19 protein-coding genes are annotated in these 21,167 nt (G+C 71.1%); 9 read left to right on the forward strand and 10 right to left on the reverse strand.

The genetic code is table 11. The features are described from left to right. Positions 1-18 precede the first annotated feature (18 nt). Genes ASC56_RS39485 through ASC56_RS08400 form a run of 5 tightly spaced genes read right to left on the reverse strand, consistent with a single transcriptional unit; the run spans position 19 to position 4,487 of the window. Complete coding sequence (locus ASC56_RS39485; protein WP_234376872.1) at positions 19-681, reverse strand: ABC transporter; 663 nt, start codon at positions 679-681, stop codon at positions 19-21. Next, on the reverse strand, positions 669-2,216 hold the full coding sequence (locus ASC56_RS08385; protein WP_055490591.1) for a hypothetical protein: 1,548 nt from the start codon (positions 2,214-2,216) through the stop codon (positions 669-671). The genes ASC56_RS39485 and ASC56_RS08385 overlap by 13 nt, the downstream gene beginning before the upstream one ends. Next, positions 2,213-3,082, reverse strand: a complete 870-nt coding sequence (locus ASC56_RS08390) for an ATP-binding cassette domain-containing protein (protein WP_055490592.1) — start codon at positions 3,080-3,082, stop codon at positions 2,213-2,215. The genes ASC56_RS08385 and ASC56_RS08390 overlap by 4 nt, the downstream gene beginning before the upstream one ends. Then, positions 3,079-3,951 carry a zf-HC2 domain-containing protein gene (locus ASC56_RS08395; protein ID WP_055490593.1) on the reverse strand — a complete coding sequence of 291 codons (873 nt, stop codon included), beginning with the start codon at positions 3,949-3,951 and terminating at the stop codon, positions 3,079-3,081. Before ASC56_RS08395 ends, ASC56_RS08390 begins: the two co-directional genes overlap by 4 nt. After that, positions 3,948-4,487 carry an RNA polymerase sigma factor gene (locus tag ASC56_RS08400; protein ID WP_055490594.1) on the reverse strand — a complete coding sequence of 180 codons (540 nt, stop codon included), beginning with the start codon at positions 4,485-4,487 and terminating at the stop codon, positions 3,948-3,950. The genes ASC56_RS08395 and ASC56_RS08400 overlap by 4 nt, the downstream gene beginning before the upstream one ends. Before the next feature lie 641 nt (positions 4,488-5,128). Here ASC56_RS08400 and ASC56_RS08405 point away from each other — a divergent pair. The 7 genes from ASC56_RS08405 to pstB all read left to right on the forward strand — a co-directional run bounded on the left by ASC56_RS08405 (position 5,129) and on the right by pstB (position 13,794). After that, positions 5,129-7,540: an RNA degradosome polyphosphate kinase gene (locus tag ASC56_RS08405; protein WP_055490662.1), complete on the forward strand. Its 2,412-nt coding sequence runs from the start codon at positions 5,129-5,131 to the stop codon at positions 7,538-7,540. Beyond that, positions 7,521-8,615 carry a CHAD domain-containing protein gene (locus ASC56_RS08410; RefSeq protein ID WP_055490595.1) on the forward strand — a complete coding sequence of 365 codons (1,095 nt, stop codon included), beginning with the start codon at positions 7,521-7,523 and terminating at the stop codon, positions 8,613-8,615. The genes ASC56_RS08405 and ASC56_RS08410 overlap by 20 nt, the downstream gene beginning before the upstream one ends. A gap of 239 nt (positions 8,616-8,854) precedes the next feature. Further along, entirely contained in the window at positions 8,855-9,268 is a 414-nt protein-coding gene (locus ASC56_RS08415) for an NUDIX hydrolase (protein ID WP_055490596.1), read from the forward strand. 403 nt (positions 9,269-9,671) lie between these two features. Continuing rightward, a complete protein-coding gene (pstS, locus tag ASC56_RS08420; RefSeq protein WP_055490597.1) occupies positions 9,672-10,811 on the forward strand; it encodes a phosphate ABC transporter substrate-binding protein PstS in 1,140 nt (379 codons plus the stop codon). Positions 10,812-10,911: 100 nt separating this feature from the next. Next, complete coding sequence (pstC, locus tag ASC56_RS08425) at positions 10,912-11,919, forward strand: phosphate ABC transporter permease subunit PstC (protein WP_055490598.1); 1,008 nt, start codon at positions 10,912-10,914, stop codon at positions 11,917-11,919. Beyond that, positions 11,916-12,980, forward strand: coding sequence for a phosphate ABC transporter permease PstA (gene pstA / locus ASC56_RS08430; RefSeq protein WP_055490599.1), 1,065 nt, complete (start codon positions 11,916-11,918; stop codon positions 12,978-12,980). The genes pstC and pstA overlap by 4 nt, the downstream gene beginning before the upstream one ends. Positions 12,981-13,017: 37 nt before the next feature. Then, a complete protein-coding gene (pstB, locus tag ASC56_RS08435) occupies positions 13,018-13,794 on the forward strand; it encodes a phosphate ABC transporter ATP-binding protein PstB (RefSeq protein ID WP_055490600.1) in 777 nt (258 codons plus the stop codon). 113 nt (positions 13,795-13,907) lie between these two features. On the opposite strand, the gene ASC56_RS08440 is transcribed toward pstB, so the two are convergent. The 3 genes from ASC56_RS08440 to ASC56_RS08450 all read right to left on the reverse strand — a co-directional run bounded on the left by ASC56_RS08440 (position 13,908) and on the right by ASC56_RS08450 (position 16,799). Next, the gene (locus ASC56_RS08440; RefSeq protein ID WP_055490601.1) at positions 13,908-14,108 is read right to left on the reverse strand and encodes a DUF5988 family protein; all 201 of its coding nucleotides are present in this window, start codon (positions 14,106-14,108) and stop codon (positions 13,908-13,910) included. A gap of 1,064 nt (positions 14,109-15,172) precedes the next feature. Then, positions 15,173-16,171 carry an inorganic phosphate transporter gene (locus tag ASC56_RS08445; protein ID WP_055490602.1) on the reverse strand — a complete coding sequence of 333 codons (999 nt, stop codon included), beginning with the start codon at positions 16,169-16,171 and terminating at the stop codon, positions 15,173-15,175. 7 nt (positions 16,172-16,178) lie between these two features. Further along, on the reverse strand, positions 16,179-16,799 hold the full coding sequence (locus ASC56_RS08450; RefSeq protein ID WP_055490603.1) for a DUF47 domain-containing protein: 621 nt from the start codon (positions 16,797-16,799) through the stop codon (positions 16,179-16,181). 281 nt (positions 16,800-17,080) lie between these two features. Here ASC56_RS08450 and ASC56_RS08455 point away from each other — a divergent pair, with 281 nt between their 5' ends. Beyond that, positions 17,081-17,437 (forward strand): metal-sensitive transcriptional regulator, encoded by a 357-nt coding sequence (locus ASC56_RS08455; protein WP_055490604.1) that lies wholly within the window; start codon positions 17,081-17,083, stop codon positions 17,435-17,437. Between the two features lie 572 nt (positions 17,438-18,009). Here the strand turns inward: ASC56_RS08455 and ASC56_RS41115 are convergent. Further along, positions 18,010-18,162 carry a hypothetical protein gene (locus tag ASC56_RS41115; RefSeq protein ID WP_199835947.1) on the reverse strand — a complete coding sequence of 51 codons (153 nt, stop codon included), beginning with the start codon at positions 18,160-18,162 and terminating at the stop codon, positions 18,010-18,012. Positions 18,163-18,311: 149 nt separating this feature from the next. Continuing rightward, positions 18,312-19,154: a hypothetical protein gene (locus tag ASC56_RS08460; RefSeq protein WP_055490605.1), complete on the reverse strand. Its 843-nt coding sequence runs from the start codon at positions 19,152-19,154 to the stop codon at positions 18,312-18,314. A gap of 405 nt (positions 19,155-19,559) precedes the next feature. Here ASC56_RS08460 and ASC56_RS08465 point away from each other — a divergent pair, with 405 nt between their 5' ends. Further along, entirely contained in the window at positions 19,560-21,122 is a 1,563-nt protein-coding gene (locus tag ASC56_RS08465) for an FAD-binding oxidoreductase (protein ID WP_055490606.1), read from the forward strand. Positions 21,123-21,167: the final 45 nt, after the last annotated feature.

The following is a 21,167-nucleotide window of genomic DNA, read 5'->3' on the forward strand; positions in this document are numbered from 1 at the left end:
CCCCCGCCGTGCGGTGCCTCAGCGGACCCTGGCCGGCACCCGGCGCCTGCGGATCGGCTCCGGCAGGAGCGCCGCCGCCACCGGCAGGGTGAGCAGCAGGAGCATCGCCCAGCGCTGATGTGCCGTCGCCCAGCCGGGGGCGCCCGCATCGACGAACAGGGTCCATCGCTCCGGAAGCAGCGTCTCCAGCAGCGTGCCCGCCAGCACCGTCACCGCCACGGCGGCGCCCGGCCGCGGCTCGTCGGTGAACCGCACGGCGGCTGCCGCGCCGGCGAGCGCCAGCGCCGCGAGCGCCGCCGCCTCCAGGCTGACATCGCCGGCCAGGAGCCGTATCTCTCCCGGCACCAGGAGCAGGGCCGCCACCCAGCAGAGCACGGCGAGAGGGACGACGAGCCCCATCCGCAGTGTGGTGCGCACCGCCCGGCGGGTGGGCACCGCGGTGGTGATGTGCCGTGCCGGGTCGTCCAGCAGGAACGCCAGGCCCAGCGCCAGGGCGACCGCGGCCGACCTCAGCACCACGAGGGCGAGCACGGTGTCATCCTGCCCGGACATCAGCCGTACGAGTCCGGGGAGGGCCGTCGCCAGCCCGCCCGCGGCGCCCAGTACCGGCCAGGGAAGGGTGCGCCACACCGGCGGAAGAAGGACACGGATCGCCGCGTACGTCGCTCCTACTCCCGGCACGACTCCTCCTTGTCGGTCCCGTTGTTCGCGGCCGGCACCCCCAGCAGCTCCGCCACCCGCGCCTCGGACGTCTTCGGCGATGTCAGCTCCGTCCAGTGGGCCTTCACCCGGGCGGTGACGCCGTAGAGCGGACGCCCCAGCAGCTCCCGGACGATCCGGGTCTGTTCGGCGCTCATCCCCACCGGGTTGGTGGGGGCCAGGGCGACGGCGGAGCCAGTGATGCTGTCGTCCAGGCGGACGTTGCGAAACGCGGTCATCGGGTCGTCCTGGGCGGCCATGGCCAGCCACATGACGGTCACCACGCGCGCGTCGCACATCTCGGAGACCGCCTGCTCGTCACCCGCTACGAGGACCGACGCGACGCCGACGGCGAACTCCGGGATGCGATTGCCACCCCAGCGCGTGCCGGCCGTGACCACACCCGGCGTGCGGAGGGGCTCGGTGGCCGCGTCGCCCTCCAGCTGGTGGACGACCGGTATCCGCTGCCGGATCGTCAACCGTGCTCCTCCGGCGCCGCCTCCCGCGAGGTCCTGCACACGGTCGACGACCTTCGCCCAGTCGTCCCGCCAGCCGGTCCACTCCGGGAAGGAGCAGTACGTCGACCTGCCGTGGGCCATGCACGACTGGAACGCCTCCGGTGTCACGCTCGCCTTCGTGCGGGCCGCCATCAGGGCGGGATCGTCGCCCGGCGACTGCCCGGCGATCCCGGCGGCCGTGGCGCCGAGCGCGACCACCGTCATCGCCTTCAGCAGGCGGGTCCGTCCCCCGCTCACGAGGGCGGCGACGCACAGCAGCAGTGCGCTGAGCCCCGCCAGATACAGGACGTGCCAGGCGGCCGGGCGACCCAGGAGGTCGGAGGGGATCGGGTTGTTGCTGGTCTCCGAGACGAGGGGGTGCAGCCAGATCAGCCAGTGCACATCACCCAGGAGCGAGGAGGCGACCATGAGCGTGCCGAACCCCACGACGACCACGAGCGGACCCCCGGCGACACTCGGGTACAGCCGCGCGGTCAGCGCGCCCATGACTCCGGACAGGAGCACCACCAGCGGCCCGGTCGCCAGTTCGGCCACCGACCCGTGGCCGACCGCCCCCGGCTTCAGCGCGGCCCAGCCGAACTCGACGGCGCTCCCCAGCGCGGTGACGGCCGCGAGCGGCACCACGGACAGCGCGTGCGCCACCGTACGCCGCCAGGGTTCCAGGACCAGGACGTCGAAGTGCCGGTCCGTGCCATGGCGCCGGGAGCGCTGCACGGCGACGTTGACACAGATGAAGACGGCGATGGCCAGCAACAGCGTGCCCGGCTGAGTGGCGCGGTCGGTGTCCTGCAGGATCGGGTAGTCGTTCATGTCCTCGCGGGGAGACAACAGCTTCCAGCCCGTGGAGCCGAGGTACAGCAGGAGGAAGAAGAACACCGGGATCTGCACGAGCAGTTGGCGGGCTTCGAAGCGGGCGAGCGCGAGGACGGCGGGGACCGGTTGACGGCGGGTCGCCACGGGCGCGGGGACCGTGGGGGCCTTGTCGATGACCGTGCTCATACGGACGCCACCTCCGCGGGCTCTCCGTCCAGGACCAGCAAGTAGCCGTCCTCCAGGGTGGGGTCGAGGAGGTCGGCGCCCTGGGGCGGGTCGCCGACGTTGCGGAACGTGCCCAGGCCCGTGCGCCAGCCGGCGCGGGCGCCCGGGTCCCGTTGCGTACTGCTCCAGACCCGGCCCGCCGCGCGTGCGGTCAGCTCGGCCGGGGTGCCCTCGAATCGGATCCGGCCGCGGGCCATAACGATGACGCGGTGGCACAGCATCGCCACGTCCTCGGTCTGGTGGGTGGACAGCAGCACCGTCCGTCCCTGGCCGGCCTCGGCGATCAACTCCCGGAAGCGCATGCGCTGTTCGGGGTCGAGGCCGACGGTCGGTTCGTCGAGCAGCAGCAGGCACGGGTCGCCGAGGAGCGCTGCGGCGAGGGCGACGCGCTGGCGCATACCACCGGAGAGGCGCTTGAGGCGCTTGCCGCGCACATCGGAGAGGTCGACGGCTTCGAGCACGCGCCGCACCTCGCGGTGGCGGGCGGCACGGTCGGTGAGCTCCTTGAGGATCGCCACGTAGTCGACGAACGCGAAGGCCGTGAAGTCGAGGTGGAAGCCCGGGCTCTGCGGGAGATAGCCGAGCCGGCGCCGCACCTCCTGGCGTCCGGCGGCCGTGTCCGGGTCGTGCCCGAGGGCGGTGAAGGTGCCCCGGTCGGCGGGCACGGCGGTGGCGAGCACCCGCAGCAGCGTCGTCTTGCCCGCGCCATTGGGCCCGAGGAGGCCGGTGATGCCCTCGCTCAGACGCAGCGAGACATCGTCGAGCGCGGCCGTCCCGCCGTAGCGGAGGGTCAGGCCGGAGGCCGAGACGGTGGGGGCGGTGGTCATGAGGTGCTCCTGTGGGCGAAGTCGGGGAAGAGGGACGGGACCGGCGAGGCGTCGAACCGGTCGCGCAAGCGGTGCAGCAGGACGGCTGCCACCGCGGCGACCGCGCCCGCCACGCCCTGGCCCGCCGCCGTGAACGGCGGGAGCGTCCCGTGGGTGGTCGCCTCGGCCATCGCCAACAGGCCGACCCAGCCGCCGCTGACCAGGACAGGGGCGAGGACCGGCCCCAGCCGGGCCGTCAGCGCGAGCCCCGTGGTGGTCAGCGCGAGGGCGGGAAGGAGCCAGGCCAGGGCACGCAGCCCGTACCCGGGGAGGGCCAGTGTCGCCAGGCCGTTCAGCGCCAGGCTCGCCACCAGCACCGCGACCGTGCGGATCATCAGCAGACGGAAGCCGTGCAGCGGAGCGACGAGCGTCATCTCGTACGTCGGGTCGAGGGCCGGACCGTACGAGAGCGCGACGCCCCCCAGTGGCAGCAGCGGGGCCAGGGCGAGGAACATCGCGGGCGAGCCCGCCGAGTAGACCGAGACCACGGTCATGACCAGGACCAGCAGGACCGCGCCCAGCCAGGAGGCGCGCAGCACGGGGGTCGCGGCCAGCAGCCGCGCGGTGTGGTCGGCGATCCCGAGCCGCATGAGCAGCCCCTCGAAGACCCCCGGCCGCGGGGCGTCCAGCTCGGCGTCGAGCCGCTCCCACCCGGTGTCCAGGGCAAGCGGGTCACTGACCTCGGCCAGTGCCCCGCGGCAGGGCGCGCAGGCGACCAGGTGCGCGTCGACGGACCACAGCCGGGGGGCCTCCAGCTCGCCGCGAGCATAGGCGCGGAGGTCGTCGGCGTCCGCGTGCCATCCGGCGCCGTCGTGCTTGTCGTCCCTCATGCCAGCTCCTCCCGCAACCGCTTGCGGGCGCGCAGCGCCCGTGTCTTGACCGTGCCGGGGGGAATGCCGAGCAGGACGGCCGCCTCCCTGGTCGTGAGTCCGTCGATCACCGTCGCCTGGAGGACGGCCCGCAGCTCGGGCGAGAGCCTTATCAGCGCCCCTGCCAGGTCGCCGTGCTCCACTCCGGCCAGGACGCGCTCCTCCGCGGACGCCTCGTGCCGGTGCCGCAGCCTGGCCAGCGTCTGCCGCAGCCGGCCGCGGGCGCCGTCGCCACGCAGCGCGTCCACCAGCCGCCGGGCGCCGACGCGCCAGAGCCAACCGGCCACGTCGCCCTCCTCGCGGTAGCGCGCGGTGCCGTGCCAGACGGCCAGGAACGTCTCCTGCACGACGTCGTCCACGACCCCGGGGTCGGCACAGCGGCCACGCAGCCGCGCCGTGAGCCATGGCGCATACCGCCGGTACAGCTCCTCGAAGGCGCGACGGTCCCCGTCTGCCGCGGCACGCAGCAGCTCTCCGTCACTTCTCGTTTCCCTCACGCCCCTTCATCGGACGAGCCCCCACGATCGGTTCACGTCTCGGAGAAGAATCTCTGTCGCCGGGGGAGCCAAGGGTCGCCGGGGGAGCCAAGGTAGGACGGCCACGGCGGCTCCCTCGCCGTACGAGAGCGGAGCGGGCGACGACGCGCCGGCCGAAGCGGGGCGTCGCATGGCAGCCGACGGGGACCAGGGCGCGACGACCACGGCCATTCACCGCCCGACGGCCGCATCGGGTCGCCGTATCCGCCGGAGCGGGTCGCGGCGCCGACCGCGGCGCGCTTCGGTGCGACGGCGGGGGGAGAGTGGCCCCTCCGGCGGCTGAACCCGCACCCGCGCCCGACCAACCGCGCCCGACCAACCGCACCCGACAACCGAAAGCCGGCCGCCCCCGCCCTCGGTCGTCGCAGTGCGGCTCGATGCGGCCTCCGAGCGGTCCGCCGAGCCGCGGCCGGGGTCGGCCGTCCGGTGGCGGTTGCCGTGCGGTCGGTCGACTCGGACGACACACCCGCCCCTTGCAGCCCTCTCGTACGCCGTAGTGTCGCCTGTAGACGTCAGCGAGCCTCCCCGCGCTATCCCGCACGTCATGTCGCCGTAACCATTGATTCAGACGAACTTGCGACGCTCTGCCAATGAACGCCGCCGTGCCAGAGCCGACGCCGCCCCCGGAGAACGGGGCCGGTACGGAACACGGGCATCGCTTCGCCGCGACGCCGCCCGGACTCCATGACGCGCCTGTCACCCGGTCGGCGCGGAAGAATGGGTTCATGAGCCAGCAGAACGCCCAGGCACCGGCCCAGCCGTCCCCCACCACCTCCCGTGATGGGGAGGCTTCGGGTCGCGCGAACACGCAGAACCAGCAGCCCTCCGTGGGCTCCATCGCCGCGCACCGCCCGCACACCGTGTCCGGGGCGGTCTCCGATCTGGCACCGGACCTCGACGCCGACCTCGACGTGTACGAGGAGGCCGAGGAAGCGTTCGGTGCCGAGCTCCCCCAGGGCCGCTTCCTCGACCGGGAGCGCAGCTGGCTCCAGTTCAACGAGCGCGTGCTCGAACTGGCCGAGGACCCCAGCACGCCCCTCCTGGAGCGGGCCAAGTTCCTTGCGATCTTCGCCAGCAACCTGGACGAGTTCTTCATGGTCCGGGTGGCGGGTCTGAAGCGCCGCATCGCCACCGGCGTCGCCACCCGCTCGGCGTCCGGTCTCCAGCCGCGCGAGGTGCTGGAGATGATCTGGGCCCGGTCCCGCGAGCTCATGGCCCGGCACGCCGCCTGCTTCCAAGAGGACGTCGCCCCCGCGCTCGCCGACGAGGGCATCCACGTGGTCCGCTGGAACGAGCTGACCGACAAGGAGCAGGCGCGCCTCTTCACGCTCTTCCGCCACCAGATCTTCCCGGTCCTCACCCCGCTGGCCGTCGACCCCGCGCACCCCTTCCCGTACATCTCGGGGCTCTCGCTCAATCTCGCGGTCGTCGTGCGCAACCCGGTCTCCGGCCATCGCCACTTCGCGCGCGTCAAGGTCCCGCCGTTGCTGGCCCGCTTCCTGGAGGCCTCCCCGCAGCGGTACGTGCCCATCGAGGACGTCATCGCCGCGCACCTGGAGGAGCTGTTCCCGGGCATGGAGGTCCTGGAGCACCACACCTTCCGGATAACGCGCAACGAGGATCTCGAGGTCGAGGAGGACGACGCCGAGAACCTGCTCCAGGCCCTGGAGAAGGAGCTCATGCGGCGTCGCTTCGGGCCGCCCGTGCGTCTTGAGGTCGAGGAGTCCATCGACCGGTACGTCCTGGACCTCCTCGTGCGCGAGCTGAAGATCTCCGAGGCCGAGGTGTACCCGCTGCCGGGTCCCCTGGACCTCACCGGTCTCTTCGGCATCGCGAACCTCGACCGGCCCGAGCTGAAGTACCCGAAGTTCGTGGCGGGCACCCACCGCGACCTCGCGGAGGTCGAGTCCGCATCCGCGCCCGACATCTTCGCGGCGCTGCGGGAACGGGACGTCCTGCTGCACCACCCGTACGACAGCTTCTCCACCTCCGTGCAGGCGTTCCTGGAGCAGGCGGCCGCCGATCCGGACGTCCTCGCGATCAAGCAGACGCTGTACCGGACCTCCGAGACCTCGCCGATCGTGGACGCGCTCATCGACGCGGCCGAGTCCGGCAAGCAGGTCCTCGTACTGGTCGAGATCAAGGCCCGGTTCGACGAGCAGGCCAACATCAAGTGGGCCCGCAAGCTGGAGGAGGCGGGCTGCCATGTCGTGTACGGGCTCGTCGGGCTGAAGACCCACTGCAAGCTGTCGCTCGTCGTACGGCAGGAAGGCGAAACGCTCCGCCGCTACAGCCACGTCGGCACGGGCAACTACCACCCGAAGACCGCTCGTCTGTACGAAGACCTGGGGCTGCTGACCGCCGATCCGCAGGTCGGCGCGGACTTGTCCGACCTCTTCAACAGGCTGTCGGGCTACTCGCGCCGCGAGACCTACCGCAGGCTGCTCGTCGCCCCCAAGTCCCTGCGCGACGGTCTGATATCGCGGATCAACAAGGAGATCCAGCACCACCGGGCCGGCCGGCCCGCGTATGTGCGCATCAAGGTCAACTCGATGGTGGACGAGGCGGTCATCGACGCGCTCTACCGCGCGTCCCAGGCCGGCGTCCCGGTCGACGTGTGGGTGCGCGGCATCTGCGCGGTGCGCCCCGGCGTCCCCGGCCTGTCCGAGAACATACGCGTACGGTCCATCCTCGGCCGCTTCCTCGAACACTCCCGAGTCTTCGCCTTCGGCAACGGCGGCGAGGCCGAGGTGTGGATCGGCAGCGCGGACATGATGCACCGCAACCTCGACCGCCGTATCGAAGCACTCGTCAGGGTCACCGACCCGGCACACCGGGCGGCCCTCAACCGGCTGCTGGAGACGGGTATGTCCGACACCACGGCCTCCTGGCACCTGGGCCCGGACGGCGAGTGGACCCGGCACGCTACCGACGCGGACGGCCAGCCCCTGCGGAACATCCAGGAGATGCTCATAGACGCCCGGAGGCGCCGGCGTGGCACAGCAACACCTTGATCCCCCGACCGACCCCACGGCCAGGCCTGCGGCCGGGCCCGTGTCCGGGGACGCCCTCGCGGGCTACCTGAGGGCCCAGGCCACGGAGTTCCTGCGTTCGCTGCGCCAGCACCGGGAGACCGGTGCCGCGGGGAACGGCACGGAGGACTCCGGCGACGCGGCGCTCGCCCTGCGCCGCTCGGCCCGCCGCATCAGCGGCACGCTCCACACCTTCCGTCCGCTGCTCGACGCCGACTGGTCGGAGGCGATGCGTCCCGAGCTGGCCTGGCTGTCGGGCACGCTGGCACGCGAGCACGCGTACGCGGCGCGGCTGGAACGGCTGCTCCTGGCGCTGCACCGGCTGTCGGGCTCCTCGGTCTTCCCCGCGCAGCCGGTGGGCGCGGCGGAACCCGTCGGCACCGGGCCGCGCACCCAGCCCGCCGCACCGGAACGCGGCAACCTGACCGTCGGCGCGGCGAAGGCGGGGGCCCTGCTGGAGCGCCAGCTGACCCTGGCCCGGACCCGCGCCCACTCCGCCGCCCTGCAGGCCCTCGGGTCGAGCCGCTTCCACGCGGTGGCGGACAGCGTCGCCGTCCTCGCCAGCGAGGTTCCGCTCACCCCCGCCGCGGCCACCGCCGACCTGCGACCGCTGGCGGCGGCGGCCGAGGAACGGCTGTGCGACGCGGTGGCCGCGCTGCCGCTGATCGTCGCGGGCCACCCGTACAACGCGGAGGCCCTGATCCACGGCCTCTCCCCCGACCCGGCACCGCATCCGCAGGACGGCCCCTGGCACCAGGTCCGGCTGCTGCTGCGGCTGCACCGCTACGCCCGGGAGGTGCTGTACGGCGAGTACGGCGAGCACGGGGAGAAGGCGGCCGTCGACGTACGGCTGCTGGCGGCCGGCCAGGCCCTGAACCGGCACCGGGACGCCTCGGAGGCGGCCGCCGCCGCGGCCGCCGCGGCGCGCACCCCGCGCATCGCCCCGGCGACGGCGTACGCCTTGGGCGTGCTGCACGCCGACCAGCGCCATGAGGTGGAGGCGGCGCGCTTCGCCTTCCAGCAGGCCTGGCAGCGGCAGACGGTGGGCACTCCGTAGGCATCGGTGGGCAGTAGGCATCGGTGGGCGGTGCGCAGGCCGTGGAGACCGGAGGGCGGTGCGCCGGCCGTGGAGACCGGAGGGCACTCCGTGGGCCCATGGGCATCGGCGGGCCCCGCGCAGGCCCGTAGACGTCGTCGAGACGTCGGTGGGCACTGCGCAGGCACCTGTACGACGGCACGGCGCGTCCCGGCGCGTCCCGGCGCGACGCAGGCACGAGAGAGGAGCCGGAGCACCCGATGAACGACGAGACCATTCGCGCGGCTGGCTGTGTCCTGTGGCGCCGCTCCCCCATAGACGGTGAACTGGAGATCTGTCTGGTCCACCGGCCGAAGTACGACGACTGGTCCCACCCGAAGGGCAAGCTCAAGCTCGACGAGGATCCGCTCACGGGCGCGCTGCGGGAGGTGGGGGAGGAGACGGGGTACGTCGCCACACCCGGCGCGCCCCTACCCACCGCCCACTACGAGGCGAACGGCCGTCCCAAGCAGGTCCACTACTGGGCGGCCGAGGCGACGGGCGGCTCGTTCACCCCGAACCGCGAGGTCGACCGCCTCCTGTGGCTCCACCCGGCAGCGGCCCGCAACCGTCTGACGCAGCCCCGCGACCGGGACCTCGTCGACGCCTTCCTGAACGCACTCAAGCTGACCTGAGCCCCCAGACAGGGGCGCGCGGGCCCCCAGACGGGGGCGCGCAGCAACTGCGCGGGGGCGCACGCGCCTCGCAAGGGGCGCAGAGAACTGCGTGCCCTGCCACAAGCTCCTGGCCGACCGAAATCCGCAGGCCAGGGGCCCTTGCCTCGACCCGACCCAATGGAATGCCCTCGTGTCCGAGACGTAAGCGTTCCGTGACCTAACCACACCGACTGCAGGGGTTCACCTTCCGTTCATTCTTGGCCATCGGCAGCTTCACCTGTTCTGCCTAATTTCGGCCTTACACGGTGCGAAGCGCGCATGACGGCGTGCTGCCGCACTTCAAAAGTCACAGCGGCCCGCACGGGCTGACCACACTTCGCACGCCGCCAGCGACGGCGGCTCCTGGAAGGAACTCCCGAAAGTGAAGCTTCAGCGCACGAACCGGCTTCGCGCCCTTTCCCTCGGTGCTGTCGCCGTCTCCAGCGCCCTGGCCCTGACGGCGTGCGGCTCGGATGCCAAGAGCAGTGACAACGCCACCAGCAGCAGCTCCGCCTCCGCGCCGAGCAGCGGCTCCATCAAGTGTGACAACGCCAAGGGACAGCTGCAGGCGTCCGGCTCTTCCGCGCAGAAGAACGCCGTCGACGCGTGGGTCAAGCAGTACACCCAGGCCTGCTCGGGCGTCCAGATCAACTACAACCCGACCGGTTCGGGCGCCGGTGTCACCGCGTTCCTCGGTGGCCAGACCGCGTTCGCCGGTTCGGACTCGGCGCTGAAGCCCGAGCAGATCGCCCAGTCCAAGAAGGTCTGCACCGGCGGCGGCCAGGCCATCGACCTCCCGATGGTCGGCGGCCCCATCGCGATCGGTTACAACGTGCCGGGCGTGAGCAACCTGGTCCTGGACGCCTCGACGATCGCCAAGATCTTCAACGACCAGATCAAGACGTGGGACGACCCCGCGATCAAGAAGCTGAACCCGAGCGCGAAGCTTCCCAGCACCAAGATCCAGCCCTACCACCGTTCGGACGAGTCCGGCACCACGGACAACTTCACCAAGTACCTGATCGCCGCCGCCAAGACCGACTGGCCCTACACCGGTGGCAAGGCCTGGCAGGCCAAGGGCGGCCAGTCCGCGCAGGGCTCCGCCGGTCTCGCCCAGCAGGTGAAGCAGACCGCGGGCGCGATCTCCTACTTCGAGCTGTCCTACGCGGCCGACGGCATCAACACGGTCGACCTGAAGACCAGCGCCTCCGCGCCCGTCAAGGCCACCGTCGAGAACGCCACCAAGGCCATCTCCACCGCCCAGGTCGCCGGCACCGGCAAGGACCTGGCCCTGAAGCTGAACTACAAGCCGACCGCGGAGGGCGCCTACCCGCTCACCCTGGTCACCTACGAGATCGTCTGCGACAAGGGCAACAAGTCCGACACGCTGCCGGCCGTGAAGTCCTTCCTCGGCTACACCGCGTCGGAGGACGGCCAGAACCAGCTGACCGCCGCCAAGTACGCGCCGATCCCCGCCGAGATCATCGCCAAGGTCCGCCAGACCATCTCGGGCCTGAGCTGACCTGAAGTGCGGCCCGCTCCCACTCGGAGCGGGCCGCACCGTCCGGTGCACCGCCGCCTGGAGCCGCAACCCGCTACGGCTCCGCAGACCGGAGATCCTGATGGACATAACGACACAGAACACTGAAGCGCCTCCCCCCACCCCCCAGCCTTCCGTGGCCCAGCAGAAGCGCGCGAGCCGCGGCGCCACCCGTCCCGGAGACCGGATCTTCCTCGGTCTCTCGCGCGGGTCCGGCATCTTCCTCCTGGTGATCATGGCCGCGATCGCGGTCTTCCTCACCTACCGTGCGTCCCTCGCGATCAGCCAGGACCACGGCAACTTCCTGACCACCTTCGAGTGGAACACCAACCTCATCCCGCCGGTCTTCGGTATCGCGGTCCTCGCCTTCGGCACGGTCGTCTCCTCGATCATCGCCATGGCCATCGCGGTCCCGGTCGCGGTGGGCATCGCGCTGTTCCTCACGCACTACGCCCCGCGCAAGCTGGGCGGCCCCATCGCGTACGTGATCGACCTGCTGGCCGCCGTGCCGTCCATCGTGTACGGCCTGTGGGGCGCCCTCGTCCTCGTACCGCACATGCAGGGCCTGTTCGGCTGGCTGAACGACTACTTCGGCTGGACCGGCATCCTCTCCTGGCAGGGCGGCGCCCCCCGTTCGCTGCTGACCGTCGGCGTCCTGCTCGCGATCATGATCCTGCCGATCATCACCAACGTGAGCCGTGAGGTCTTCCGCCAGGTCCCGCAGATGCACGAGGAGGCGGCCCTGGCCCTCGGCGCCACGCGCTGGGAGGTCATCCGCATGGCCGTGCTGCCCTTCGGCCGCTCCGGCGTGATCTCCGCCTCGATGCTCGGCCTCGGCCGTGCCCTCGGCGAGACGATGGCCGTCGCCACGGTCCTCTCCCCCACCTTCGACATCCAGGCCAGCCTGCTCGACCCGGGCGGCGGTACCTTCGCCCAGAACATCGCCAGCAAGTTCGGTGAGGCCACCGACCAGGGCCGCGACGCCCTCATCGCCTCCGGTCTGATCCTCTTCGTCATCACCCTGCTGGTCAACGGCGCGGCCCGCATCATCATCGCCCGCCGCAAGGAGTACTCGGGGGCCAACGCATGAGCCACGCAGCCGTCACCGCCAAGCGTCAGAGCACCCTGCGCGGCGCCAGCCTGCCCAAGTGGTCGCCCTGGGCCATCGCCGCGGGCTCGATCGCCGTCGGCGCGGGCATCGGCCTGGGCGCGGGCCTCGACAGCACCATCCAGTGGGGCCTGATCGCCGCGGTCCTCTTCGTGCTGGGCACGTACGTCATCTCGGCGCGCGTCGAGGGACGCCGGCAGGCCAAGGACCGGGTCGCGACCAGCCTCGTCTGGGTCTGCTTCATCGCCGCGGTCATCCCGCTGGCCTCCCTCATCTGGGAGACCCTCAAGCGCGGTGTGAAGGTCTTCGACGTCTACTTCCTCACCCACTCGATGGGCGTGGTCGCCGACACCGAGCCCGGCGGCGGCATCTACCACGCCATCCTCGGCACCCTCGAGCAGGTGGGCATCGCCACCGTGATCGCCGTGCCGGTGGGTGTGCTCACCGCCGTCTACCTGGTCGAGTACGGCCGCGGCAAGCTCGCCAGGGCCGTCACCTTCTTCGTCGACGTCATGACGGGCGTTCCGTCGATCGTCGCGGGTCTGTTCGTCCTCAGCTTCTGGATCCTCATCCTCAAGATGGGCTACTCCGGCTTCGCCGGCTCGCTCGCCCTGGCAATCCTGATGATGCCCGTGGTGGTCCGTTCCACGGAGGAGATGCTCAAGCTCGTGCCGAACGAGCTGCGTGAGGCCTCCCTCGCGCTGGGCGTCCCGAAGTGGCGCACCATCCTCAAGGTGGTCCTGCCGACCTCGATCGGCGGCATCACCACGGGCGTGATGCTCGCGATCGCGCGCATCACCGGTGAGACCGCTCCCGTCCTGCTGCTGGTGTGGGGCACGAACTTCATCAACAGCAACCCGTTCCAGGACCCGCAGGCCTCGCTGCCGCTGTACATCTACCAGCAGTACGCGAACAGCGCCGGCTCCGGCGCGGCCTACGACCGGGCATGGGCGGCCGCGCTCGCCCTCATCGGCTTCGTGATGATCCTCAACCTGGCGGCCCGCGGCATCGCCCGCTGGAAGGCCCCGAAGACCGGTCGCTGACGCGGCCACAGCGACTGATTATGGAAGTGAAGTAGTCATGGCCAAGCGAATCGACGTAAGCGGACTCACCGCATACTACGGCTCCTACAAGGCGATCGAGGACATCTCGATGACCATCGAGCCGCGGTCGGTGACGGCGTTCATCGGCCCCTCCGGCTGCGGCAAGTCGACGTTCCTGCGGACGCTCAACCGCATGCACGAGGTGACCGTGGGCGGGCGTGTCGAGGGCAAGGTGCTGCTCGACGACGAGGACCTGTACGGCACCGGTGTGGACCCGGTCTCCGTCCGCCGTGAGGTGGGCATGGTCTTCCAGCGCCCGAACCCCTTCCCCACGATGTCGATCTTCGACAACGTGGCGGCGGGCCTGCGGCTCAACGGCAAGTACAAGAAGTCCGAGCTGAACGACGTCGTCGAGAGGTCGCTCAAGGGCGCGAACCTCTGGAACGAGGTGAAGGACCGCCTGAACAAGCCGGGCTCGGGTCTGTCGGGCGGTCAGCAGCAGCGTCTGTGCATCGCCCGGGCGATCGCGGTGGAGCCGAAGGTCCTGCTGATGGACGAGCCCTGCTCGGCCCTGGACCCGATCTCGACCCTGGCGATCGAGGACCTGATCGGCGAGCTGAAGGAGCGCTTCACGATCGTCATCGTGACGCACAACATGCAGCAGGCGGCGCGCGTCTCGGACCGTACGGCGTTCTTCAACCTGTCGGCCGTGGGCCAGCCCGGCCGGCTGATCGAGATCGACGACACGGAGCGGATCTTCTCCAACCCCTCGGTCCAGGCGACGGAGGACTACATCTCGGGCCGCTTCGGCTGAGCCGACGGTCTGCACGAAGACCCCTCGCGGTGCTGCATGGCGGTGCCACCGCGAGGCCGAAGAGGGCCCGCCCCTGGCTCCCGGGGGCGGGCCCGTTCGCGTCCGCGGGCGCGTTACTCGGCGACCTCTGTCCGTTCCCACCACTGGAAGACGATCATCCGTCCCTCCTCGCGGTCCTCGTGGCGCGGTGTGACCTTGTAGTGCTCGTATCCGCCGCGATGAGGAATCTTGAGCTCTTGTCCTGGCGGAACGATCGGCACGGTCTTGCCCGCCAGATCGTCCGGCCCGCCTTCGAGGAGTGCCTTGGTAGTCATGGATCCAGTCTTGTCACACTGCCGCCACCCGCATCTCGAACCGCCGGAACCACGGGAGAGGCCCACCGCCCACGACGACGGCAGGAACCCACCGGGCGGGGATGACCCAAGCCCGCGGGAGGGGGCGGGGGCCTACTGGGGCGCGGCCGAGGCGTCGCCCGGGCGGGATCGTTCAGGCCCCCCTGGGATTCCGGAGGACGCGAGAACGCCATCCGCGCCGAGACCAGGGCGAAGCCCCGGGACGGGCCCGGCGACGGAGTACGGGCCCGGAACGAGGCCGGAACCCCTTCTCCGCGGGGGCGGGAGGCGGGCCGGGGGGGGGAACCGTCGCGGCGGGATCCTGGAGCTCCCAGGACGGCCCCAGGCCCCGTCCTGTCCACCGCCCACCCGCGGGGCCGGGAGGCGGGCCAGGGGAGCAGTCCCAGCGGGACCGGCGACCAGTCACGGCGGATCCGAGGGGTCCGGTCACGGCGGGATCCTGTAGCCCCCTAGGAAGGCCCAGGACCGTCCTGTCCACCGCCCACCCGCGGGGCCAGGAGACGGGGCCACGGGAACAGTCCAGCGGGACCGGCGACCAGTCACGCAGGACCTGGGAGATGGACCAGCCCGGGCAGGACCGGGACGGAGTGTCGCGGCAGGAGCCGAAAGCGCGCGCCGGCGGAAGACCCCAGGCAGTGCCCGGAGGGATGGCCGGAAGACGGAGTTCCCGGCGAGGTCAGGGTGGAGGCTCGCGACGTGGCCGCAGGCGCCTTCCCCACAGCGGGACGGGCGGAGTCTCCGGGCGAGGCCCGAGGCCGGGCCGGGCGGGGTCGGCGAGGGAACCCGGCGGAAGGACGCAGTCCCAGCGAGATCGAGATACGGACGAAGCCCCGGAATGGAGGGAGACCCCCGGGGGCCGGAAGGCGGGAGGCGAGGGAGACAAGGCCTCGGCCGGGACCAGGGCGGCACCGTGGTGGCGGGCCCAGGCGTAGTTCCAGCGCCGACCGCAAGCGAAGCCCGGAGGGACGAGAGCGGAGCGGGGCGGGCCCGGAAGAGACCTTCCCTCGGGCGGCCCCCGCCGTCGGTTACAGGAACGCCAGGTTGATCACCCAGAAGCCGCACGCCGCCACGATCCCCGCGGCCGGCATCGTGATGAACCAGCCCAGCACGATGTTCTTCGCGACACCCCACCGCACGGCGTTCACCCGCTTCGTCGCGCCCACGCCCATGATCGCCGACGTTATGACGTGCGTCGTCGAGATCGGAGCCTTGAACAGGAACGCCGTCGCGAACATGATCGAGGCGCCCGTGGTCTCCGCCGCGAACCCCTGCGGCGGGTCCAGCTCGATGATCTCGCGGCCCAGCGTGCGCATGATGCGCCAGCCACCCGCGTACGTCCCCAGCGACAGCATCACCGCGCAGACGATCTTCACCCACACCGGGATCGGATCCCCGTACTTCTCGACGTCCGCGATGACCAGCGCCATCACCACGACGCCCATCGTCTTCTGCGCGTCCTGCAGACCGTGCCCGAGCGCCATCCCGGCCGCCGACACCGTCTGCGCTATACGGAAGCCCCGCTTGGCTTTGTGCGGATTGGCCCGGCGGAACATCCACATGATCGCCATCATCACCACATAGCCGACGATCAGGCCGACCACCGGCGACAGGAACATGGGGATGACGATCTTGTCGAGCACCCCGGACCAGTACACCGTCGTACCGCCCGCCAGCGCCGCGCCCACCATGCCGCCGAACAGCGCGTGCGACGACGAGGACGGCAGGCCGAAGTACCAGGTGATCAGGTTCCAGCTGATCGCGCCCACCAGCGCCGCGAAGAGGATGCCCATCCCCTTGCCGCCCTCGGGCGTCCGGATCAGGCCTTCACTGACCGTCTTGGCCACGCCGCTGCCGAGGAACGCACCGGCGAGGTTCATCACCGCCGCCATCGCCAGCGCCGCCCGCGGCGTCAGGGCGCGCGTCGACACCGACGTCGCGATCGCGTTCGCCGAGTCGTGGAAGCCGTTCGTATAGGTGAAGAGGAGCGCGACCAGGATGGTCAGGATCAGAGCAAAGGTGTCCATGGACGCCTCAGGACTCCTTGACCGCGATGGTCTCCACGGTGTTGGCCACGTGCTCGAAGGCGTCCGCCGCCTCCTCCAGCACGTCCACGATCTGCTTGAGCTTCAGGACCTCGATCGCGTCGTACTTGCCGTTGAAGAGATGGGCGAGCAGCTTCCGGTGGATCTGGTCCGCCTGGTTCTCCAGACGGTTCACCTCGATCCAGTACTCGGTGAGGTTCTCCATCGTGCGGAGGTTCGGCATGGCCTCCGCCGTCAGCTCCGCCGCCCGTGCCAGCACCTCGATCTGCTGCTCCACGCCCTTCGGCAGTTCCTCGACGTTGTAGAGGACGACCAGGTCGACGGCCTCCTCCATGAAGTCCATGATGTCGTCGAGGGAGGACGCGAGGGAGTAGATGTCCTCACGGTCGAACGGTGTGATGAACGAGGAGTTCAGCTGGTGGAAGATCGCATGCGTGGCGTCGTCACCGGCGTGTTCCGCGGCCCGCATACGCTCTGCGATCTCGGCCCGGGCGGAGGCGTCCGCCCCGAGCAGTTCCATCAGGAGTTTCGAGCCCGTGACGATGTTGTCCGCGGAAGCGGCGAACATGTCATAGAAGCTCGTCTCCCTGGGGGTCAGACGAAAGCGCACGTGGGGTCCTCAGGATGCTTCGGTGTCAGTCAGGCTGATGCTAGGCGCATCATCCAGCCACAGCTAAGGGGCCGTCCTCCAGTGTCGCCCATCGAACAGAGTGGTCGGCACGGGGGCGGTACGGGGGTGGCCGAGGCACGGGCCAAGGGCCATATACCCGGCAAAGTTCGTTATCATATACCCACCGGGGGTATATGTCCGTATCGTGATGCTCACGATGCGCACACGCACACCCTCTGTCCAGATCCATATCCCGCAGCGGCTGTCAACAGGAGGACGCCATGACGACCACCGAGGCCGGCGCGGCGGCGCCCTCCGAGGACGGCGGGACCGTGGTGACCGACCACGACCGTGGCATCCACGGCTACCACAAGCAGAAGGACGAGCACCTCAAGCGGCTGCGCCGCATCGAGGGCCAGATCCGCGGGCTGCAGCGCATGGTCGACGAGGACGTGTACTGCATCGACATACTCACGCAGGTCTCCGCCTCGACGAAGGCCCTGCAGTCCTTCGCGCTCCAGCTCCTGGAGGAGCATCTGCGCCACTGCGTCGCGGACGCCGCGCTCAAGGGCGGAACGGAGATCGACGCGAAGGTGGAGGAGGCGACCAAGGCGATCGGCCGCCTCCTGCGTACGTGACCCCCGGGCGCCCCGAGCCGGACGGACGGGTCGGCGCCTCTCCCACCTGTCCCACCTGACCGGAAGGGCGGAGCGGGGACGAGAGGTCTGCCACCTCACCGGCCGGCACCATGCGGAGCATCCGCCACCTCACCGGCCGGCACCGTCCGGAGCATCCGCCACCTCACCGGCCGGCAAGGTCCCCAAGCATCCGCCACCGCATCCGCCACCTCGCCCAGACAAGCACCTCGCCCAGACAAGCGGAACGGAGGGGCCGGCCACCTCACCGGACGGAAACGCCGACGCATCCGCCACCTCCCCGGGAGGCGGGGCGGGCTCAGAGGTCCGCCACCTCACCCAGGCAGGCGGCGCGGCCCAGCGGTCCGCCACCTCACCCAGGCAGGGGGCGCGGCCCAGCGGTCCGCCACCTCACCCAGGCAGGCGGCGCGGCCCAGCGGTCCGCCACCTCACCCAGGCAGGCGGCGCGGCCCAGCGGTCCGCCACCTCACCCAGGCAGGGGGCGCGGCCCAGCGGTCCGCCGCCTCAGCGGACGAGACGGCTGAGGCATGCGTCACCCCGCGGCCGGTCTCGGCTCACCCGCCGGAGGCGTCCCGTTCCTCGGCTACCTTCAGCACCTCGTCGATGCTCTCAAGACTGAGCCGGTCCTCGTGTGCGGCCGAGGCCGCGATAATCAGGTCGCCGCACAGCTCGATCTCGGCGAGGGCCACGTGGTCCTGAACCGCCATACCGCCGACCGGAGCCACGTGCATCACCTCTTTCTGCCGTCACCGGCTTCCTAGAGTAGGGAGCGGCCGACACACCGCGCATGGCACGGACGGACCATTTCCAGCCCCTCAGCCGCGCCACTCCCGGCCCGCCCTCCGGCCCTCCCGCCTCACTGCTCCGCGATCCTCCCGACGAAGATGTCCCCGGCCTCCGGCAGCCGCACGTCGACGGGCACCCCGAAGTCGTACAACAAGGTCGTCGAGGCCACCGCGACCGCGGTCTTCTGCCGACCGTTGACGAAACTGAACCGGTGACGGACCTTCCGGATGCGCCCCTGGTCGTCGATATAGGCGTCGAACGGGACTTCGGCCGTGGCGAACCCTTTCGCCGCCGCCTGCAGCGGCTCCCTGTTCGCGGCCGACGCGCTCCTCGCCGCGAGCCCGAGGTCGGCGACCCCCCGATAGTGCCGCACGGACGTCCCCGCGATCTCGGTCCTCCCCACGTACGTCGCGCTCCGCACCCCGCGCAGCAACTCGGCCGCCGCCCAGGGATCCGTGACACCGCCGGTGACGAGGTTGCCGTCGGAGAGCGTGGCGGTGTCGACCCGTACCCACTTGTCGGCGGGCACCCCCGCGCCCCGGTTCTTCATGAACAGGGCGCCCGGAGCGAGCAGTTCCGTGATGGGGCGGTGCTCCTCGGTGCCCGCCGGGTCCTTCGGCAGCGTCACCTGCAGCCGGCCGAGCCGGTCGCGGTAGTCGTAGACGCCCTCGCCGCGGATGGTGACCCGGGTGCCGCCGGTGGCCATCTCCATCGACGTACGGGCCTTGGAGCTGCCCGCGTGCACCAGCGCCGCGGCCGCCCGGTGGAGCACCTCGACGGCATCGGTGCCGGAGCGCGCCTCCTCGGCCGCGGCCCCGCCGCCCGCGCATCCCGTGACCGAGGTGCCGCAGACCAGCAGTCCCACCGTCGTGACGACCGCCGCACCGACTCGACCGTGCCGCCGCACCACCATCGCTGCCTACCCCCAAGCCGGTCCGTCCCGGTGTCCCTCCTGTCGTTCGGTTAACGACGGGTAGGGGCACCCGTCACGCGCGCGGCATGGCAACACACTTGCCTTGGGTAACGTTGTCGGAGTGGAGCAGCAGGACACTGGTACCGGTCCGAAGGAGCACCGCACGACGACGGTCGAACAGGGCCGTTTCTGTGTGGCCCGGTGCAGTTGCGGCTGGCGGGGGCCGGCGCGCAGGGCCCGCAGCCTGGCGAGGTCGGACGCGGCGGGGCACTCGGCCGGTTGACGCTGACGGCCGCCCGGCCGCACGCACGCCTTCCGCACGCTGTAGCGATTCTGTGGCACTTCCCTGCGGAACCCCCAGGCACGAGGCTCCGTCTCGTTCCAGGGAATCCAAGGGAGGCGCACATGCAACGGCGTACGTTCATCGGCGGAGCCACCGCCGCGCTCGCGACGGCGGCCACCACCGCGTGCAGCGGCAGCGCGAGCAGCGCATCGGCCGCCGCCGGCACGTCCGCTCGTAAGGCCGCCACCGGCACGTCCGCACGTACGGCCGCCACCGGCTCCCGCGCCGCCGACTGGACGGCCCTGTCCAGGGATCTGGCGGGCACCCTGGTCCGCCCGGGCGACCACGCGTGGTCCACCGCCCACCAGCTCTACAACACCCGCTTCGACTCACTGAAGCCCGCGGCCGTCGCCTACGTCGCGCACGCCGCCGACATCCGCACCGTGATGTCGTACGCACGCGCCCACAACATCAAGGTCGCCATACGCAACGGCGGCCACTCCTACGCCGGTTGGTCCTCCGGCGACGGCCGTCTGATCATCGATGTGGGGCGGCTGAGCACGACACGGGCGAGCGCGGGCGAGGCCGTGGTCGGCGCCGGTTCCAAACTGATCGACGTGTACCGCGCGTTGACCGCGAAGGGCGTGACGATACCCGCCGGTTCCTGCCCCACGGTCGGCGTCTCGGGCCTCACCCTCGGCGGCGGCCACGGTGTGGTCTCCCGGGCGTACGGACTGACCTGCGACAGCCTCACCCAGGCGACCCTGGTCACCGCCGACGGCAAGCAACTCGTCGCGAACGCCACCGAGAACAAGGACCTGTTCTGGGCCCTGCGCGGCGCGGGCAACGGCAACTTCGGCGTCGTCACGGAGCTGCGCTTCAGGACTCACCCGGCCCCGCAGGCGGTCTCGGCCTATCTGACGTGGCCCTGGTCCAAGTCCGCCGCCGTGCTCAAGGCCTGGCAGGAGTGGGGTCCGAACCAGCCCGACGAGATCTGGTCCTCCTGCCACCTGGAGAGCGGCGGCACGCCGACCGTCTCCATCGCCGCGTTCTCGCTCGGCACGTACGGCGAGCTCCAGAACGCGATCGACCGCCTGACCGCGACGATCGGCTCCCCGGCCCGGAGCGTCTCGCTCAAGCGGCGGTCGTACGAGGCCGCGATGGAGGTGTACGCGGGCTGCTCGTCCTTCTCCTCCGCCGCCCAGTGCCATCTGCCGGGGTCGACGCCGGGCCGCTCCCCGGGGGGCGCCCTCGGCCGCGAGACGTACGCGGCCCGCTCGGACTTCTTCGACCGCTCGCTCCCGACGGCCGGCATCCAGACGATCCTGAAGCAGATCTCCCAGGTCCGGGGCGGCGCGGGCAGCGTCGCGTTCACCGCGCTCGGCGGCGCGGTCAACCGTGTCTCGCCGACGGCGACGGCGTTCGTGCACCGCCGCTCCCGCATGCTGGCGCAGTACATCGCGAGCTGGCGGGCGGGCACCTCCGGCACCACGGCCCAGACCTGGCTGACGTCCGCACACGCGTCCATGCGGGGCTACGCGTCCGGGGCCGCGTACCAGAACTACACGGACCCGACGCTGACGAACTGGAAGAAGGCGTACTACGGCGACGCGGCGGCCCGGCTGACCCAGCTGAAGCACCAGTACGACCCGAACGGCTTCTTCACGTTCCCGCAGTCACTGTAGGAACCACGCCCCAAGGCCCCGCCCCGCGGCAACGGGCCGCGCCCG

Origin of the sequence: Streptomyces sp. TP-A0356, assembly GCF_001417775.1 — a bacterium.
In the GTDB taxonomy this organism is placed as follows: Bacteria; Actinomycetota; Actinomycetes; order Streptomycetales; family Streptomycetaceae; genus Streptomyces.